Consider the following 17,461-nt stretch of genomic DNA (forward strand, 5'->3'; position numbering starts at 1 on the left):
GGGGCGGCCGGGTGTCGGCGCCCGGCGTTACGGTGCCGTACATGGACCTGGGACAGAGGGAGCGCGACATCCTCGCGCTGGAACGCCGCGGCTTCCCCGGCCCCGGCGCGAAGGAGCGCGCGATCCGCGAGGAGCTGGGCCTGGCCCCCGTCCGCTACTACCAGCTCCTCAACGCCCTCCTGGACGACCCCCGCGCCCTGGCCGCCGACCCGGTGACGGTCAACCGGCTGCGCCGGATCCGGGAGTCGCGCCGCGCGGAACGCTGAGGTTCGGTTCCGCTCCCACGGGATAGGTTCGCCGTATGGGCAGCCACCAGGACTCCACCCGAGACGACTCGCCGGACCGCCTGCCGACGCCCGCGACCCGGGCCGGACGCGAAGGGCTGGACGCCCTTCTCACCCGCCCCGGCCGCGCGGTGATCGCGCTCGACTTCGACGGCACGCTCGCCCCGATCGTGCCGGACCCCGACCAGGCCCGCGCCCATCCGGACGCGGTGCCCGCCCTCGCGGCACTCGCCCCCCGGGTCGCCTCCGTCGCGGTGATCACCGGCCGCCCCGCCGAGGTCGCGGTCCACCACGGCGGTTTCGCGGACGTCCCCGGCCTGGAGCACCTCGTCGTCCTCGGCCACTACGGCGCCGAGCGGTGGGACGCCGCCACCGGCACCCTCACCACTCCCGACCCGCACCCCGGCGTCGCCGCCGTCCGCGCCGAACTGCCGGGACTGCTGGAGCGGTCCGGGGCGGACCGGGGCACGTGGATCGAGGAGAAGGGCCACGCGGTCGCCGTCCACACCCGCCGCGCCCCCGACCCCCGGGCGGCCTTCGAGACCCTGCGCGCCCCCCTCGCCGACCTGGCCCTGCGCCACGGCCTGATCGTCGAACCGGGCCGCATGGTCCTGGAACTGCGCCCGCCCGGCATGGACAAGGGCGCCGCGCTGCGGGAGTACGTCCGGGACACCGGCGCCGCGTCCGTCCTCTACGCCGGCGACGACCTCGGCGACCTCCCCGCCTTCGCGGCGGTCGGGGAACTCCGCTCCCAGGGCACCCCCGGCCTCCTGGTCTGCAGCGGCAGCGACGAGGTGACGGACCTCCGCAAGCGGGCCGACCTGGTGGTCGAGGGCCCACCGGGGGTGGTCGAACTGCTCTACGCCCTGGCGGGACACCTCGCGTAGCCCGGCCTGCGGGCACTCGCGCCTCCCGTGCCCGAACGGCCCGGGAGGCACCCCGCGACTCCGGGCAGCCGCACCCACCCCGCCCGCAGCGACACGGGGCACCCGGCCGTCAGGCCCGCAGCGCGTCCAACTGCTCCACGAACCACCGCGCCGGAGGCAACGCCGTCCCCGCCGCGGCCAGCCGCCGGGACCGCTCCGCCCGCTCCCCGGCCCCCACCGACAGCGCCTCGTGCAGCGCCTCCGCGGTCCCCGACACGTCGTACGGATTCACCACCACCGCGTCCTCGCCGAGCTCCTCGTACGCCCCCGCCTCCCGCGACAGCACCAGCACGCACCCCTCGTCGGAGACGACCGGCACCTCCTTGGCGACCAGGTTCATCCCGTCCCGGATGGGATTCACGAGCGCCACGTCGGCCAGCCGGTACGCCGCCAGCGACCGCGCGAAGTCGTCCTTCACGTGCAGTACGACCGGCGTCCAGCCCGCCGTCCCGAACTCCGCGTTGATCTCCTGCGCGACCCGCTGCACCTCGGCGGTGTAGTCCCGGTACACGGCGAGGTCCTGCCGCGACGGGTAGGCGAACGCGACGTGCACGACCCGCTCGCGCCACTCGGGCCGCCCGGCCAGCAGCTCCCGGTAGGCCAGCAGCCCCCGCACGATGTTCTTGGACAGCTCCGTCCGGTCCACCCGCACGATCGTCCGGCGCGCACCGCCGTCCGGCGCCGTGCCGATCTCCTCCCGCAGCGCCGCCATCCGCTCGTCCACGTCGGCCTCGTGCGACCGCTTCCGCAGGAACTCCGCGTCCGCGCCGAGCCCGTGCACGCCGATCTCCGTGCCGCCGAGCCCGCCCAGCACCGCCTCGCAGCAGGCGGTGAACGCGTCGGCCCACCTCCGGGTGAGGAACCCGAGCCGGTCGGCGCCGAGCATCCCGCGCAGCACCTGCTCCGCGATGTCGTCCGGCAGCAGCCGGAAGTAGTCGGCCGGCGCCCACGGCGTGTGCGAGAAGTGCCCGATCCGCAGGTCGGGCCGCAGCTCCCGCAGCATCCCCGGCACCAGCGTCAGGTGGTAGTCCTGCACGATCGCGACCGCCCCCTCGGCGGCCTCCTCGGCCAGCGCCTCCGCGAAGGCCCGGTTGTACGCCTCGTACGAGGCCCACCGCATCCGGAACTCCGCGTCGAAGACCGGCTCCAGGGGCGTCTGGTACAGCATGTGGTGCACGAACCACAGCACCGAGTTCGCGATCCCGTTGTAGGCGTCCGCGTGCACGTCGGCCGGCACGTCCAGCATCCGTACGCCGTCCTCGCCGACCCCGCGCCGCACCGCCTCGCGGTCGCCGTCGCCCAGCGCGGAGCACACCCACAGCGCCCCCGCCTCCGGACCGATGGCCGACAGTCCGGAGACCAGCCCGCCACCGCCGCGTCTGGCGTGCAGCGACCCGTCCGTGCGCACCTCGTACGAGACCGGCCCCCGATTGGAGGCGACCAGCACCTGAGCAGTACCGAAGGTTGAAGCCATACGCCTCAACCTAGCCCGGCCCCGAAAACCTCAAACGTTCCCACGCCTCACCCGGGCGGTGATCCGGTCACGCCACCTTGCGCGCCGCGTACTCCGCGATCTCCGCCATCGGCGGCCGTTCCTCGGTGTCCACGGAGTAGGTGCGCGGCTCGAAACCGTCGGCGCCCCGCTCGAACTGGGTGAGGGAGGGCCGGACCAGATGACCGCGGGCCAGCCGGAGCTGTGCGGTGCGGTAGATCGCGGCGGACATGCGGCCCAGGGCCTGGCCGTCCTGGTGCCGGTGCCGGCGGACGCCGACGTCGACCTGCGCGAGGGCGTCCAGGCCCACCAGGTGCAGGGCGTCGACCAGCATGCCGAGCTCGACGCCGTAGCCGACGGGGAAGGGGAGCTGTTCGAGCAGGGAGCGGCGGGCCGCGTACTCGCCGCCGAGCGGCTGGACGAAGCCCGCCAGCCGGGGCCAGTGCATGTTGAGCAGCGGACGGGCCATCAGCTCGGTGACCCGGCCGCCCTGCCCGGCCGCCGTCGCGCCGGGGGCGGGTCCGTCGGACACGGTGAGCGGTCGGTCGTACATGGCCTTCACCAGGTGCACGTCCGGCTCGGTGAGCAGCGGGCCCACGATCCCGGAGACGAAGTCGGCGCGGAAGTCGCGCAGGTCGGCGTCGACGAAGCAGACGATGTCGCCGCGGGTGACCAGGAGCGAACGCCACAGCACCTCGCCCTTGCCGGGCACGGCCGGGATGCGCGGGAGGATCGCGTCGCGGTGCACGACGCGCGCGCCCGCCGCCTCGGCCACCGCCGACGTGCGGTCGGTCGACCCGGAGTCCACGACCACGACCTCGTCCACGAGCGGGGCCCGCCGCATCAGGTCCCGGCGGATCACCGCGACGATGTCGCCGACCGTCGCCTCCTCGTTGAGGGCGGGGAGCACCACGCTGACCGACTGCCCGGTGGCGCGCTTGGCGGTCAGGATCTGCTGGATCGGCCGGTCCGCGGCGGACCAGGAGCGTGCGCTCAGCCAGCGCTCGACTTCTTCCAGCACGGTCGGTGGCTCCTTTGTGATCCATCTCGCGGTACGGACGACTATCTCAAGTGTCCTGGCCTTCGGTTACAGTCTTGAACAACGCGGAGGACCCCCGCATGCCGGGGTCGCCGCGCGCACAACGGAACAACAACCACATACCGCTCATCCAGAGGGGCAGAGGGATACGGCCCGATGAAGCCCCGGCAACCCTCCAGTCGGTTCCTGTCACACGGACGTGGCGAGGCTCCCGGCTAGGGAAGGTGCCAAATCCGTCTCACGGCGAGATGCGTCGTGAGGAAGATGAGGAGAAAGGGCCTCGCCTCACATGGCTGTGCAGACTGTCGAGAGCACCACCGACGCCGCCACCACCAACGCCGCCTCCGTCGATCTGGGCCCCGCCGCGGCGCTCTCCTGCCGCGAGTGCGGTCACCGCGTACCGCTCGGCCCCGTCTTCGCCTGCGAGGAGTGTTTCGGCCCGCTGGAGATCGCCTACGACTTCTCGGGCTACGACACCGAGGAGCTGCGGCAGCGCATCGAAGCGGGCCCCGCGAACATCTGGCGCTACGCGCCGCTGCTGCCCGTCCCCGCGGACGTGGCCGGCAAGCCGAACATCAACCCCGGCTGGACCAAGCTGGTCAAGGCCGACAACCTGGCCCGCGAGCTCGGCGTCACCGGCGGTCTGTACGTCAAGGACGACTCCGGCAACCCGACGCACTCCTTCAAGGACCGCGTCGTCGCCCAGGCCATCGAGGCCGCCCGCGCCTTCGGCTTCACCACCCTCTCCTGCTCCTCCACCGGCAACCTCGCCGGTGCCGTCGGCGCCGCCGCCGCCCGGGCCGGCTTCCGCTCGTGCGTGTTCATCCCGCACGACCTGGAGCAGGGCAAGGTCGTCATGGCCGCCGTCTACGGCGGAGAGCTCGTCGGCATCGAGGGCAACTACGACGACGTGAACCGCTTCTGCTCCGAGCTGATCGGCGACCCGGCCGGCGAGGGCTGGGGCTTCGTCAACGTCAACCTGCGGCCGTACTACGCGGAGGGTTCCAAGACCCTCGCGTACGAGGTGTGCGAGCAGCTCGGCTGGCGGCTGCCCGACCAGATCGTCGTCCCGATCGCCTCCGGCTCCCAGCTCACGAAGATCGACAAGGGTCTCCAGGAGCTGGTCAAGCTCGGTCTGGTCGAGGACAGGCCGTACAAGATCTTCGGCGCCCAGGCCGAGGGCTGCTCGCCGGTGTCCACCGCCTACAAGGCGGGCCACGACGTCGTACGCCCCCAGAAGCCCGACACCATCGCCAAGTCCCTCGCGATCGGCAACCCGGCCGACGGCCCGTACGTCCTCGACATCGCCCGCCGCACCGGCGGCGCCGTGGAGGACGTGACGGACGAGCAGATCGTGGACGCGATCGGGCTGCTCGCCCGCACGGAGGGCATCTTCGCGGAGACGGCGGGCGGGGTGACGGTCGGCGTCACCAAGAAGCTGATCGAGAACGGCGTGCTGGACCCGTCGCTCACCACGGTCGTCCTCAACACCGGGGACGGTCTGAAGACGCTGGACGCGGTGGCCGGCACGGGGCTGACCGCGACGATCCGCCCCAGCCTGGACTCGTTCCGCGAGGCTGGTCTCGCGTAGGACAGCCCTGTGCGTCGTCCGCCCCTGAAACCCTGACCGGAGGTCCGAAAGTGAGCGTCACCGTCCGTATCCCGACCATCCTGCGCACCTACACCGGCGGCAAGGCCGAGGTCGCCGCCGAGGGCGCGACGCTCGGTGAGGTCATCTCCGACCTGGAGAAGAACCACACCGGCATCGCCGCCCGCGTCCTGGACGACCAGGGCAAGCTGCGCCGTTTCGTCAACGTCTACGTCAACGACGACGACGTCCGCTTCGAGCAGGGCCTCCAGACCGCGACCCCGGACGGCGCGGGCGTCTCCATCATCCCGGCGGTCGCCGGCGGCTGATACGCCTCGTAGCGCGCGTTGCCCTCTCCGTAAGACAAACGGAGAGGGCAATTCCATGAGGTTGAGCGCGGTAGAGTTGGGGAACGCGCCCCTGATCGCTTGATCGGGCGCCTTGAATTCCTGCCGCCCGTCCGACCAGATGTAGCCAAAGTGTGGACGTGTTTCGCGGCTTTTGTTCCCTTTGCGTACCCCGACTTGCCCCGAATTCAGGCGAATTCTCGCCATATTTCTGGCCGGGCGCGTCCAGATTTCTCGTCCGATTGCCCTGTTGCAGACGGCAGTTGGACAGATACATTCAGCCGCGGTCGACGCGTTCCGGCGCACGCCCCCAGTCGTGGGGGGTGAGGTCTGACCCGGGTTCGCGAAGTGCGGATCTGTGCAAGGGCCAGTAATAGGGGAGTTAGGCATGGCTCAGGGCACCGTCAAGTGGTTCAACGCGGAGAAGGGGTACGGCTTCATCGCGGTCGACGGTGGTGCGGATGTTTTCGTCCACTACAGCGCGATTCAGATGGACGGCTACCGCACCCTCGAAGAAGGCCAGCGGGTCGAGTTCGAGATCTCGCAGGGTCAGAAGGGCCCGCAGGCCGACATGGTTCGCCTCAGCGCCTGAGACGTTCGGCCACCGCAAGTAAACGGTTCTTCTCCGAAGGGCCCGCACCTCTCCCGGGGTGCGGGCCCTTCGGCCTGCCCGGACAGCGGCCCCGGGGCCCGCCCGGAGCCTTGTTCGCGAGTGGCTGAGCGCCCCGCCCGATCCCGACAGGCGCTTGCACTCGACAGGGGCGAGTGCTAATCATTGGCGTTAGCACTCTGAAGGTGAGAGTGACAACGAAGGACCGGGTCGGTGAGGCCCGCAGGCCGGGTGGGGAAGGAACCACGAGGCAGGCGAGCCGTCCGTCGCGGGCGCGGGCGCGGTCCGAAGGAATCACCCCCAGTCCTGGAGGGACCACTTCACATGGCCAAGATCATCGCGTTCGACGAGGAGGCGCGGCGCGGCCTCGAGCGCGGCATGAACCAGCTCGCGGACGCCGTCAAGGTGACGCTCGGCCCCAAGGGCCGCAACGTCGTCCTCGAGAAGAAGTGGGGCGCCCCCACGATCACCAACGATGGTGTCTCCATCGCCAAGGAGATCGAGCTCGAGGACCCGTACGAGAAGATCGGCGCCGAGCTGGTCAAGGAAGTCGCCAAGAAGACGGACGACGTCGCCGGTGACGGTACGACCACCGCGACCGTCCTCGCCCAGGCCCTGGTCAAGGAAGGCCTGCGCAACGTCGCGGCCGGCGCCAACCCGATGGCCCTCAAGCGCGGCATCGAGAAGGCCGTCGAGGCCGTCTCCGCCGCCCTGCTCGAGCAGGCCAAGGATGTCGAGACCAAGGAGCAGATCGCCTCCACGGCCTCCATCTCCGCCGCCGACACCCAGATCGGCGAGCTCATCGCCGAGGCCATGGACAAGGTCGGCAAGGAAGGCGTCATCACCGTCGAGGAGTCCCAGACCTTCGGTCTGGAGCTGGAGCTCACCGAGGGTATGCGCTTCGACAAGGGCTACATCTCGGCGTACTTCGCCACCGACATGGAGCGTATGGAGGCCGTCCTCGACGACCCGTACATCCTGATCGCGAACTCCAAGATCTCCAACGTCAAGGACCTGCTCCCGCTCCTGGAGAAGGTCATGCAGTCGGGCAAGCCGCTGCTGATCATCGCCGAGGACGTCGAGGGCGAGGCCCTGTCGACCCTGGTCGTCAACAAGATCCGCGGCACCTTCAAGTCCGTCGCCGTCAAGGCCCCGGGCTTCGGCGACCGCCGCAAGGCCATGCTCGGCGACATCGCCATCCTCACGGGCGGCGAGGTCATCTCCGAGGAGGTCGGCCTCAAGCTGGAGAACGCCACGCTCGACCTGCTGGGCAAGGCGCGCAAGGTCGTCATCACCAAGGACGAGACCACGATCGTGGACGGCGCCGGCTCGGCCGACCAGGTCCAGGGCCGCGTCAACCAGATCCGCGCCGAGATCGACAACAGCGACTCGGACTACGACCGCGAGAAGCTCCAGGAGCGTCTGGCGAAGCTGGCCGGCGGCGTGGCCGTCATCAAGGCCGGTGCCGCCACCGAGGTCGAGCTCAAGGAGCGCAAGCACCGCATCGAGGACGCCGTTCGCAACGCGAAGGCGGCCGTCGAGGAGGGCATCGTCGCCGGTGGTGGCGTGGCCCTGCTCCAGGCCTCCCAGGTCTTCGAGAAGCTGGAGCTCACGGGTGACGAGGCGACCGGCGCCAACGCCGTGAAGCTCGCCCTGGAGGCCCCGCTGAAGCAGATCGCCGTCAACGGTGGTCTCGAGGGCGGCGTCGTCGTGGAGAAGGTCCGCAACCTCCAGGTCGGCCACGGCCTGAACGCCGCGACCGGCGAGTACGTCGACATGATCGCCGAGGGCATCATCGACCCGGCGAAGGTGACCCGTTCCGCGCTGCAGAACGCCGCCTCCATCGCCGCGCTGTTCCTCACCACCGAGGCCGTCATCGCCGACAAGCCGGAGAAGGCCGCCGCGGCCGGTGCTCCGGGCGGCATGCCGGGCGGTGACATGGACTTCTGACCGGCCCCTGGTCGATCACTGTCCTACGTTCCGAGGGCGGTACTCCCTGTTCCGGCAGGGGGTGCCGCCCTCGGGGCGTCGCGGCGTCGCTGAAGACCCTCGGCCGAACGCCGTGCGCACCACGGCGTAGGGTCCACAGGTCACCAACTGGCGTACGTCCAGCGGCAACCAGAGGAGTGATCGATGAGTACGAACGAACCCGTGGTGCGCACCGTCGCCGGTGCGGTGCGCGGCCGGACCGAGGGCGCCCTGACCGTCTTCCGCGGCATCCCGTTCGCCGCACCGCCGGTGGGCCCGGACCGGTTCGCCGCCCCGCGTCCCGCCCGCGCCTGGGACGGCATACGCGAGGCCTGCGCCTTCGGTCCGCCGCCCCCGCAGGACCTGGGCATCGCGGGCACCACCGGCGTACTCGACGCCCCCGAGGGCGACGACTGGCTGACGGTCAACGTCTGGACCCCCGCTCCCGACCCGGCCGCGCGCCGCCCGGTGATGGTGTGGATCTACGGCGGCGCCTACAAGCTCGGGTACGCCGGCAGCCCCGGCTACGACGCCCGCCGCATCGCCGAGGACGGCGACCTCGTCGTCGTCAGCTTCAACTACCGCGTCGGCATGGAGGGTTTCGCCCACATCGAGGGCGCCCCCGCCAACCGGGGCCTGCTCGACCAGGTGGCCGCGCTGGAGTGGGTACGGGACAACATCGCGGCGTTCGGCGGCGACCCGGACCAGGTCACCGTCTTCGGCGAGTCGGCGGGCGCCGGTTCGGTCGCCTCGCTGCTGGCCATGGACCGCGCGGCCGGGCTGTTCCGGCGGGCCGTCGCCCAGAGCGTGCCGGGCACGTTCTTCTCCGACGAGCTCGCCCGGGACGTCGGCACCGCCCTCGCCGCCGAGGCCGGCCTGCGCCCGACCGTCGCCGACCTGTCGGCCGTGGCCCCCGGCGAGCTGGTCAAGGTGGGCCAGTCCCTGTCCGCGAAGATGCTCCAGTACGTCGACCGCTGGGGCCAGGCCGCGCCCACGGCCACCCCGTACGCGCCGGTCGTGGACGGCGAGGTGCTGCCGGCCGCGCCCTGGCAGGCGCTCGCGTCCGGCGCGTCCCGCGACGTGGAGCTGCTCGTCGGCCACAACCGCGACGAGTTCCGCCTCTTCATCGCCATGGCCGGACAGCTGGGCCAGATCACGGACGAGCGTGCCGTGTCGGCCCTGCGCCTCTTCGGGCCCGGCCCGGACGGCGAGCGGTCCTACCGCGCCGCCTTCCCCGAGGCGTCCCCCGGTGAGCTGTACGAACGCGTCCAGACGGACTGGCTGTTCGCCATGCCGTCGCTGCACCTGGCCGAGGCCCACCTCGCGGGCGGCGGCCGGGCCCACGCCTACGAGCTGACCTGGCCGGCCCCGGGCAACGGCGGCGCCCTCGGTGCCTGCCACGGCCTGGACATCCCCCTCCTCTTCGGCACCTACCACGCCGACCTCGGCGCCCTCCTCTTCGCCGGTGCGGAGCCGTCCCCGCAGGCGCTGGCCCTGTCCTCGCGCTTCCGGACCTCGTGGACGTCCTTCGCGCGCACGGGCGACCCCGGCTGGCCCGCCTACGACACGGAACGCCGCCTGGTGCAGGTCCTGGACGCCGAGCCCGTCGTCGCGCCGTACCCCGAGGAGGCGGTGCGGCGGATGTGGGAGGGCCACGAGTTCGCTGCGCTGCCTCTGGTGGGGCCGGGGGTGTGACGCGGCGGGGTCTCGTGCCGGGCCTCTTCCTCCTGCCCGCGGTCGCCGGCGCGTTCTTCCTGGGCGGGGCGGCGACCGCGGGCGGCACCCCGCACTGCGACGGCGTCATCAAGGAGTACGGCGACGCCGAGAGGTCCGGCGCGATGAAGCCGGGCGAGACGTGCGACCTGTACGACTTCGCCGACGGCCGGTCGGCGGGCACCCGGACGTACGACCAGCAGAAGAAGGCCCAGGAGGAAGAGGCGTCGGACGACTGGCTGGCCGGCGGCCTCCTCCTGGCCTACGGCCTGGCGGGCCTGTCCGTCGCCGTCCTCAGGGCACCCCCGACGGTCACCGGGAAGCCGGGGGCGCCTTGAGATCGCTGACGAAGGCCGACCACGCCTCGGCCCGGAAGAGGAGCCTCGGTCCGTGCGGGTTCTTGGAGTCGCGGACGGGGACGGTGGCGGGGTCTCCGGCGGCGACTTCCAGGCAGTCGCCGCCGTCGCCTGCGCTGTAGCTGGACTTGCGCCAGCGGGCGATCTCCAGGCAGTTGCCACCGCTGCCGCCGCTGTAGCTGGACCTGTGCCAGTCGGCTCCGTCCAGATGGTACTCAGGGGTTCTCCTCATGCGAGTAATCGTGCGCCATCGTTTCGACAAGAGCCAGGGAGTTCTGAGGGGACAGCGCGCAGGCCGAGAGGAGGTCGAAGGTCTGCCGCTGGTAGCGCACGGTGGCGGGGTCGTCTTCGAGCCGCCCGGTGCCGACACCTTCGAAGTAGGCCAACGACGGCGCGCCCTCGAAGTCCATCAGCTTGATGGCACCCTCCATCGCAGCATGCGCTCCCGCATCGAACGGCAGCACCTGCACGATGATCCGACTCTGACGGACCAGGCCCACGATGTGGCCGAGTGCCTCGGCCATCACCTCACGCCCCCCTGTCACCCGCCGCAACGCGGCTTCGTCCAGCACCACCCACAACAGGGGCCCTGTTGGATCGTCGAGGAGACGTGTGCGGTCCATCCGGGCCGCCACCAGTGCCTCGATCACCGCGTCCGGTGCCGTTGGCTGGTAGGCCCGACACACCGCGCGCGTGTACGCGGGCGTTTGCAGCAGGCCAGGGATCAGCAGCGGCGCGTACTCCCTGATCTCCTTGGCGGTCGCCTCCGCCTCCGCCGCCTCGGCGAAATGCTCGGGATACTTCGACTTCGCCGACGCCGCGCAGTTCCGTTGGAAGAAGTCCTCCGTCCCCAGCGCCTCGTCCAGCAGTCGTGCGTACTCCGGCTGCATCCTGCGCGTGCCGGACTCCAGTTGTCCGATGAACGAGCCGCTGACGAACAGCCGGCCGCCCAGGTCCTCCTGGCTCAGCCCGGCCTTCTCGCGGGCGTGGCGCAGTTCGGCGCCCAGCAGGGCGCGGGGGGACGACGACGGGTCGAGGTCTTTCGGTCCAGGCATGGCAACGGAACTCCCGGTCGTACAGCAACGGTTGTTGGGGCGCCCTGTATGGCCAGGTTAGAGGCGGGGCAGACACGCTGTGTAGCGAATGGAAAACTCAGCGTGGAGGTGAGGAAGGGTGCGGTCGACCGAAGAAGTCGTCGAGTCCCTGCGGCAGGCCCTCGTGGGCGTCGGTGTCGTGCTGCCGTCCCTGTGCGTCGATCCCGTGACCGGCGCGAGCGAGGAGCCGTTCGCCCTGGTCGAGCTGGGGCGCTGCAACGTCCGTGTCGCCGAGCGGCTGGCGTCGGTGGTGCGGGGTGAGCGGCCGGCGATCGGGACGCACGCCGTGGACGTGCGGGACGGGCGAGTGGGGGAGGTCATGGAGCACGCCGGCGGCAGCGTGCGGTTGCGGCCGGTCGGCGGGGGCCGGGAGTGGGACTGCCCGAAGGCGTCGGTGGTGGACGCGTCGCCGGAGGAGGTGATGCGGGCCCGGCTGCGCAGAGCCAACCAGGAGAGCGTCACCAAGTGACCCGTCCCGCGAAGCCCCACCGCTGCGGTGGCTCAGACGCCGCCCATCGGTTCGACGTCCATCCGTACCGGCGTCCCCCACACCCGCAGGACCTCGTAGTCCGTGAACTCGTGGACGAGCCGGTACGCCATGGCCGCGCGGGGCCCGCGCAGCTGGGCCGCGATGTACAGCTCGGCCTCGCGCCGGTCGCGGCGCGGGGTGCCGCACAGCTGCCAGGTCTGCCCGTTCCACAGCTCGGGCAGCCAGCGCTGCTGGGGCTGCGGCCGGTCGCCGCGCACCCCGTACCGGGACGGGACCGGCTCGGTGGGCCGGGCCGGGAGCGGCCCGCCGTCGTACTCGGCGCGGCGGGCGGTGCGGCGCCGGGTCTCGCACAGCAGGCACAGGTCGGGGGCGGCCTTGTCGACCGGGCCGTTCGGGTGCTCGGGGCAGCGGGTGCTGGGGGCCGCCGTCGTGACGCTCTCCTCCAGCTGGTCCAGCGCACGCTTCAGGTCCGCGCGGACCTCGTGCAGCTTGGCCTCCGGCGTGTCGGCGGTCAGGGCCTCGCCGTGCTCACCGAGGAGACGCAGGGCGCGGCCCAGGGCGGTCAGCTGGGCGTGGTTCATGTCCCCCAGCGTCGCACACCGCGCCGGCGGCCCCGAGCGCGCGTCAGTCGCCTGCCGCGGCCAGTGCGGCGCGCAGGTGGCCGCCGGAGTCCTCCAGGAGGCGGGCGGCCGTCGGACCGTCCACGTCGGCCAGCAGGGCCAGGATGGCGTTCTTGACCTCGCCGTCGGTGGCGGTCAGGGCCCTCTCGATCTCGTCGTCGGGGGCCCCGGTGGCGAGCGCGACGATCCGGCGGGAGCGGGCGCGCAGCTTCTCGTTGGAGGCGCGGACGTCCACCATCAGGTTCCCGTAGGTCTTGCCGAGCCGGATCATCGTGATCGTCGACAGCATGTTCAGGACCAGCTTCTGCGCCGTACCGGCCTTCAGGCGGGTGGAGCCGGTGATCAGCTCGGGGCCGGTGACGACCTCGATGCCGTGCTCGGCGGCGGCGGCCAGGGCGCTGCCCCGGTTGCAGGCCAGGCCGATGGTCAGGGCGCCGAGCGCGCGGGCGTGCTCGACGGCGCCGACGGCGTAGGGCGTGCGGCCGGAGGCGGAGACCCCGACCACCGTGTCGTCGGGGGTGAGGGCGAGGGCGTCCAGGTCGGTGCGGGCCAGGCCGGCCGAGTCCTCGGCGCCCTCGACGGAGGTGACCATGGCGTCCGGGCCGCCCGCGATCAGGCCGACGACCTGCCCGGGGGCGGTGTTGAAGGTGGGCGGGCACTCCGAGGCGTCCAGCACGCCGAGCCGGCCCGCCGTGCCGGCGCCCGCGTAGACCAGCCGGCCGCCGCGCCTCATGCGGGCGGCCACGGCGTCGATGGCGGCGGCGATCTCCGGCAGCCGCTCGGCGACGGCGGCGGGCACGGCGGTGTCCTCGCCGTTCATCAGCCGGGCGATCTCCACCGTGGGCATCCGGTCGATCTCGGCCAGCTCGGGCCGGAACGCCTCGGTGGTCAGGGTCTCCAACTGGGAACGCAGGTCGGGGTGCTGGGGGGTGGAGGTCATGAGGGAGCGGCTCTTTTCCACTTCGGTGTCGGTACGTGCCCGGGGGCGGGCCGTGTCGGTGTGCGGCTCGCCGCGTGGGCGCGGCCGGCCGGCCCCGGCCCGCTGCGCCCGGGGTGGTCAGGCCTACGGTCTACCGCGCGACCCGTGCCGGTGAGCCAACGCCTCGTAGGAGGCCGCCAGCGCCGGCGCCGCCGACTCGTAGGTCCGCTGCGCCACCCCCACGAACAGGCAGTCCACGACCAGCAGCTGACTCGTCCGCGACGACATCGCCGCCGGCCGCAGCTCGCTCTCCCGGGACGTGGACGTGGTCAGCACGTGGTCGGCGTACTGCGTGACGGGGCTGTCGGGGCGGCCGGTGATGGCGACGGTCGTCGCGCCGTGTTCGAAGGCGACCCGCAGCGGTTCGATGACGTCCCCCGTCGACCCGGAGTGCGTGATCGCGAGGGCGACGTCCCCGGCGCGCAGTTGCACGGCGTTGGTGACGGCGAGGTGCGGGTCGCTGGGGGCGTGGGCTATGAGCCCTATGCGCAGGAGCTTCTGGGTGAGGTCCTGGGCGACCAGCCCGGAGGCGCCGATGCCGTACACGTCGGTGCGGCGGGCGGCGGCGAGTGCGGCGGCGGCCGCGCCGAGCTGGACGGTGTCCAGGCCGGCGGCGGTGTCGGCGAGGGTCTGCTGCTCGTCGTAGGCCAGCTTGGCGACGACGTCGGCGATCGGGTCGTCGACCGCGATGTCGGTCGTGATGGCGGGCGCGCGGCCGGACTGCTGCTGCGCGGCGAGTCCGGCGAGCGCGAGGCGCAGGTCGCGGTAGCCGGGGTAGCCGAGCAGCCGGGCGGTGCGCACGACGGTCGCCTCGCTGGTGCCGGTGAGCTCGGCGAGGCCGGTGACCGTGAGCGCCGAGCAGCCGGCCGGGTCGCCCGCGACGGCCTCGGCGACCCGCTGCATGGAACGGGTCATCGACGGCGCCAGGGTCCGCACCTTGGCGGCGAGGGCGGCGGGCACGGGAAGTGAGGTCCGGGGGCCGCCCGCGCCTGCGAAAGTTTCCTTCACTTCATCGGTCACTCATGAAAGATATTTTCGTTTCGGTTCGTGGGTCAAGAGTGCGCACAATGGGTGCATGGACCCCATCAGCCCCCTGGAGCAGGCGCTGCACGCCGCGCGTGCCCTCGTGCTGGCCGACCTGGTGGCGGGCGAGGTCGCCGAGCCGGACGTCGTGTCGCTGGTCGAGGAGTCCGTCGTGCGGCGGCGCTGGTGGGTCGAGCAGTGGCCCGAGGGCGCGGAGTTCGTGGCCGGTCTGGTCGCGCAGGACGTGCAGGACGCTCTCCTGGAGCGGTACGGCCGCTGGCCGCTGTGCCCGGTGTGCGGCTCCGGCGACCCGCACGCGCTGGACGTCGAGCCGGAACTGGGCCCCGACCCGCACTGGGTGTGCGGCAAGGCGGGCGTGAAGGTCGCGGCGGTCGGCTCGCTGGGCACGGCCACCGGTGACGTGCGGCCCTCGTGACGGGGCCCGCCCGGTGACCGTCTACATCGATCCGCCGACCTGGCCGGGCCACGGCCGCATGTGGTCCCACCTCGTCAGCGACGTCTCCTACGCCGAACTGCACGCGTTCGCCGAGCGGCTGGGCGTGCCGCGCCGCGCCTTCGAACGCGACCACTACGACGTCCCCGCCCACCGGTACGCCGACGCCGTCCGCGCCGGTGCCCGGCAGGTCAGCAGCCGCGAGGTGGTGCGGCTGCTGCACGGGGCGGGGCTGCGCCGGCGCAAGGGCTCCGCTCAGCCGCGCAGCTCGTAGGCGAACTGCGCGGTGTCCTCGGTGTCCTCCGCGGCTACCCGGGTGAAACCGGCGCGGGCGATGACGGCCTGCGACGCGGTGTTGTCCGGCTCCGTGGTGGCGCACACGGACGTCACCTCCTCGCGGGCGAGCGCCCACGCGGACAGCGTGCGCAGGCCCTCGGTGGCGTAGCCCTGGCCGCGGGCGGCCTCGGCGAGGTCGTAGCCGATCTCCACCCGGCCGTCCTCGTCCGGCGCCCCGTGGAAGCCCATGCCGCCGACCGCGCGGCCGTCCTCCCGGCGGACGAGCGCGAACACGCCCCACTCCGGGCGGTGCACGCCCTCCTCGTACGCCTTCAGCAGCATCCCGGCGGCGTCCCGCGTGCCCTGGAACGGCCCGCCGTCGACCCACGTGAAGCCGCCGTCGCCGCCCGCGGCCAGGTCGGTGGCGGCGGCGGGCGTGACGCCCTGGAGGGTGAGGCGCTCGGCCGGGATCACGAGGTTGTTGCACCAGCGCCACTCGGTGACCGGGGCGCGTCCGGGCAGTTCGCCGCGGCCGGTGGCCCACAGCAGGGTGCGCCAGGGGTCGGTGCCGGGCCGGACGTGCGGGAAGATCCGGGTGAGGACGTCCTCGCACAGCCCGGCGGGCGGCTCGTAGGCCAGCCCGAGTCCTTCGGCGATGTCGTGCGTGTGCGCCAGCACCTCGGTGACCCCCATGGCGGCGAAGCCCTCGCGGCCGGCGCTGCGGAAGGGGTACGGGTGGAAGGCGCGGACCTCGGGCGGGGTGGTGCGGAGGGTGGCGGCGAGCAGGGCGCCGGTCGTCTCGATCACCTGGAGGACGCCCTCGTTGTCGGCGGGGTCCAGGCCGTCGTCGGTGCCGTCCAGGGTGATCTCGAAGGGGACGTACGCCTCGGTGGCGCGTCCGGCCAGCTGCCCCGCGTAGGCGATGAGGTCGCCCGCGATGTGCTCCGCCGTGTACCGGCAGCTCCACTCCAGGCCGCCGGCCCGTGCCGCCTTCCAGTCCCGGTCCGTCGCCGTCCGCAACAGTGCGACGGCGCTCGCGACGGCCTCTTCCACCTGGTCCCCACCCATGGTCCGCATGCCGGGCAGGCTACGGGGCCGGGGTGTCCGGGAGCGACAGCATTTCCAGCTCGCCCCGGATGTTGTAGCGGGCGGTCGCCTCCCACTCCCGCCGTCCGTGCGGGGTGTGGAACAGCCGGGGCAGGCCGAGGAGTTGGCGCAGGACCGCGGCCCGGCCCTCGCGGAAGGCGTCGTTCGGCACGAAGTGGTACTCCTCGCGGACGGCCGCCGTGTACGCCGCGTACGCCGACGGGGGCGAGGCGAGGACGGCCAGGTCCGCGTCGCACAGCACCTGGCCGTCGCGGTCGTCGGCGGCCGGGGCGTGGGTCACGGTGAGGCGGACGAGCCGTGCCACCTCGGCGGTGCGCTCCGCCGGGACCCCGGCCTCGGTCAGCGCGCGCTCGGCGAGACGGGCCGAGCGCTCCTCGTTCTCGGACCGGTCGGGCAGGTAGACCGCGTCGTGGAACCAGGCGGCGAGGCGTACGACGTCCGGGTGGCCGGCGTGCTCCTCCAGGACGTCGACGTGGTCCAGGACCGCGGTCAGGTGGGCGAGCGTGTGGTAGTGGCGCTGGGGCTCCTGCCAGCGGGCGAGCAGGTTGTCGGCGTACGGCGCCGGGTCCGGCCCGGGTGCGGGGCTCCTGGCTCCGTGGAGGGCACGGGCGAAGCGGGAGCGCAGGGCGTCGAGGTCGGCCATGCGCGCATTCTTCCAGCGGGCGGGGTACGGGCGCCGGGGACGGGCCGGTGCGGGGAGACACGGTGCCGGGCCCGCCGCCCTCTGCGCCGCCGGGCCGGACGCCCCGCCGGGCCGACACCTCGCCGGGCCGACACCTCGCCGGGCCGGACGCCCCGCCGGGCCGGACGCCCCGCCGGGCCGACACCTCGCCGCGCCCCGCCGGGCTGGACGTCCCGCCGGGGCGCTGACCGGGCGGCGAGTGCGCCGGGCGGCCGTGGGGTTGAGGGCCGGTGGCCGTCGGGTTGAGTGGCCGGACGGCCGTGGGGCCGGGCCGAAGGGCTGAGGGGCTGTGGGCCGGGCGGCCGTGGGGCCTGGGTGGCCGTGGGGCCGGGCGGAAGGGCTGAGGGGCTGGGTGGAGGCGGGGCAGGGGAACGTGGAGTTGGCGGCCGGGCGGCCGGGCGCTTGAGGGGCGG

General features: G+C 72.9%; 20 protein-coding genes and 1 riboswitch. Of the genes, 11 read left to right on the plus strand and 9 right to left on the minus strand.

Annotated features, from left to right (window positions below):
* Positions 1–41 precede the first annotated feature (41 nt).
* Positions 42–266: a DUF3263 domain-containing protein gene (locus tag KUM32_RS38125; RefSeq protein WP_217146398.1), complete on the plus strand. Its 225-nt coding sequence runs from the start codon at positions 42–44 to the stop codon at positions 264–266.
* Positions 267–301: 35 nt separating this feature from the next.
* Positions 302–1,171, plus strand: coding sequence for a trehalose-phosphatase (otsB, locus tag KUM32_RS38130; protein ID WP_217146399.1), 870 nt, complete (start codon positions 302–304; stop codon positions 1,169–1,171).
* 109 nt (positions 1,172–1,280) lie between these two features.
* Here otsB and KUM32_RS38135 read toward each other — a convergent pair whose 3' ends face one another.
* Both KUM32_RS38135 and KUM32_RS38140 read right to left on the minus strand, forming a co-directional pair.
* Positions 1,281–2,684, minus strand: coding sequence for a trehalose-6-phosphate synthase (locus KUM32_RS38135; RefSeq protein WP_217146400.1), 1,404 nt, complete (start codon positions 2,682–2,684; stop codon positions 1,281–1,283).
* A gap of 67 nt (positions 2,685–2,751) precedes the next feature.
* On the minus strand, positions 2,752–3,723 hold the full coding sequence (locus KUM32_RS38140) for a glucosyl-3-phosphoglycerate synthase (RefSeq protein ID WP_217146401.1): 972 nt from the start codon (positions 3,721–3,723) through the stop codon (positions 2,752–2,754).
* A gap of 141 nt (positions 3,724–3,864) precedes the next feature.
* A riboswitch (SAM riboswitch) is annotated at positions 3,865–4,012 on the plus strand.
* Positions 4,013–4,030: 18 nt separating this feature from the next.
* Between KUM32_RS38140 and thrC the strand changes: the two genes are divergently transcribed.
* From thrC to KUM32_RS38170, 6 genes are all read left to right on the plus strand, one after another.
* Entirely contained in the window at positions 4,031–5,332 is a 1,302-nt protein-coding gene (thrC, locus tag KUM32_RS38145) for a threonine synthase (protein WP_217146402.1), read from the plus strand.
* A gap of 50 nt (positions 5,333–5,382) precedes the next feature.
* Positions 5,383–5,658, plus strand: a complete 276-nt coding sequence (locus KUM32_RS38150; protein WP_217146403.1) for a MoaD/ThiS family protein — start codon at positions 5,383–5,385, stop codon at positions 5,656–5,658.
* Positions 5,659–6,064: 406 nt separating this feature from the next.
* Positions 6,065–6,268 (plus strand): cold-shock protein, encoded by a 204-nt coding sequence (locus tag KUM32_RS38155; protein ID WP_004929928.1) that lies wholly within the window; start codon positions 6,065–6,067, stop codon positions 6,266–6,268.
* A 342-nt stretch (positions 6,269–6,610) separates the two neighbouring features.
* A complete protein-coding gene (gene groL / locus KUM32_RS38160; protein ID WP_217146404.1) occupies positions 6,611–8,236 on the plus strand; it encodes a chaperonin GroEL in 1,626 nt (541 codons plus the stop codon).
* A gap of 183 nt (positions 8,237–8,419) precedes the next feature.
* Positions 8,420–9,949 (plus strand): carboxylesterase/lipase family protein, encoded by a 1,530-nt coding sequence (locus KUM32_RS38165; RefSeq protein ID WP_217146405.1) that lies wholly within the window; start codon positions 8,420–8,422, stop codon positions 9,947–9,949.
* On the plus strand, positions 9,946–10,305 hold the full coding sequence (locus KUM32_RS38170; protein ID WP_217146406.1) for a hypothetical protein: 360 nt from the start codon (positions 9,946–9,948) through the stop codon (positions 10,303–10,305). Before KUM32_RS38165 ends, KUM32_RS38170 begins: the two co-directional genes overlap by 4 nt.
* Here KUM32_RS38170 and KUM32_RS38175 read toward each other — a convergent pair.
* Together KUM32_RS38175 and KUM32_RS38180 are read right to left on the minus strand one after the other, a co-directional pair.
* Positions 10,280–10,555: a DUF397 domain-containing protein gene (locus tag KUM32_RS38175; RefSeq protein ID WP_217146407.1), complete on the minus strand. Its 276-nt coding sequence runs from the start codon at positions 10,553–10,555 to the stop codon at positions 10,280–10,282. The genes KUM32_RS38170 and KUM32_RS38175 overlap by 26 nt on opposite strands.
* Entirely contained in the window at positions 10,539–11,378 is an 840-nt protein-coding gene (locus KUM32_RS38180) for a helix-turn-helix transcriptional regulator (protein ID WP_217146408.1), read from the minus strand. Before KUM32_RS38180 ends, KUM32_RS38175 begins: the two co-directional genes overlap by 17 nt.
* 118 nt (positions 11,379–11,496) lie before the next feature.
* On the opposite strand from KUM32_RS38180, the gene KUM32_RS38185 reads away from it, so the two are divergent.
* The gene (locus tag KUM32_RS38185) at positions 11,497–11,886 is read left to right on the plus strand and encodes a hypothetical protein (protein ID WP_217146409.1); all 390 of its coding nucleotides are present in this window, start codon (positions 11,497–11,499) and stop codon (positions 11,884–11,886) included.
* Between the two features lie 32 nt (positions 11,887–11,918).
* On the opposite strand, the gene KUM32_RS38190 is transcribed toward KUM32_RS38185, so the two are convergent.
* From KUM32_RS38190 to KUM32_RS38200, 3 genes are all read right to left on the minus strand, one after another.
* Positions 11,919–12,488 (minus strand): hypothetical protein, encoded by a 570-nt coding sequence (locus tag KUM32_RS38190; protein ID WP_217146410.1) that lies wholly within the window; start codon positions 12,486–12,488, stop codon positions 11,919–11,921.
* Between the two features lie 43 nt (positions 12,489–12,531).
* Positions 12,532–13,467: an N-acetylmuramic acid 6-phosphate etherase gene (murQ, locus tag KUM32_RS38195; RefSeq protein WP_217146411.1), complete on the minus strand. Its 936-nt coding sequence runs from the start codon at positions 13,465–13,467 to the stop codon at positions 12,532–12,534.
* A 123-nt stretch (positions 13,468–13,590) separates the two neighbouring features.
* On the minus strand, positions 13,591–14,526 hold the full coding sequence (locus KUM32_RS38200; RefSeq protein ID WP_217146412.1) for a MurR/RpiR family transcriptional regulator: 936 nt from the start codon (positions 14,524–14,526) through the stop codon (positions 13,591–13,593).
* A 55-nt stretch (positions 14,527–14,581) separates the two neighbouring features.
* On the opposite strand from KUM32_RS38200, the gene KUM32_RS38205 reads away from it, so the two are divergent.
* Together KUM32_RS38205 and KUM32_RS38210 are read left to right on the plus strand one after the other, a co-directional pair.
* Entirely contained in the window at positions 14,582–14,965 is a 384-nt protein-coding gene (locus tag KUM32_RS38205) for a hypothetical protein (protein WP_217146413.1), read from the plus strand.
* A 13-nt stretch (positions 14,966–14,978) separates the two neighbouring features.
* A complete protein-coding gene (locus tag KUM32_RS38210; protein WP_217146414.1) occupies positions 14,979–15,257 on the plus strand; it encodes a DUF4031 domain-containing protein in 279 nt (92 codons plus the stop codon).
* Here KUM32_RS38210 and KUM32_RS38215 read toward each other — a convergent pair.
* On the minus strand, positions 15,239–16,336 hold the full coding sequence (locus tag KUM32_RS38215; protein ID WP_254406695.1) for a GNAT family N-acetyltransferase: 1,098 nt from the start codon (positions 16,334–16,336) through the stop codon (positions 15,239–15,241). The two genes, KUM32_RS38210 and KUM32_RS38215, sit on opposite strands and share 19 nt — an antisense overlap.
* A 10-nt stretch (positions 16,337–16,346) precedes the next feature.
* On the minus strand, positions 16,347–17,009 hold the full coding sequence (locus tag KUM32_RS38220) for a hypothetical protein (RefSeq protein WP_217146415.1): 663 nt from the start codon (positions 17,007–17,009) through the stop codon (positions 16,347–16,349).
* Positions 17,010–17,461 lie beyond the last annotated feature (452 nt).

Source organism: Streptomyces sp. AC627_RSS907 (assembly GCF_019049165.1).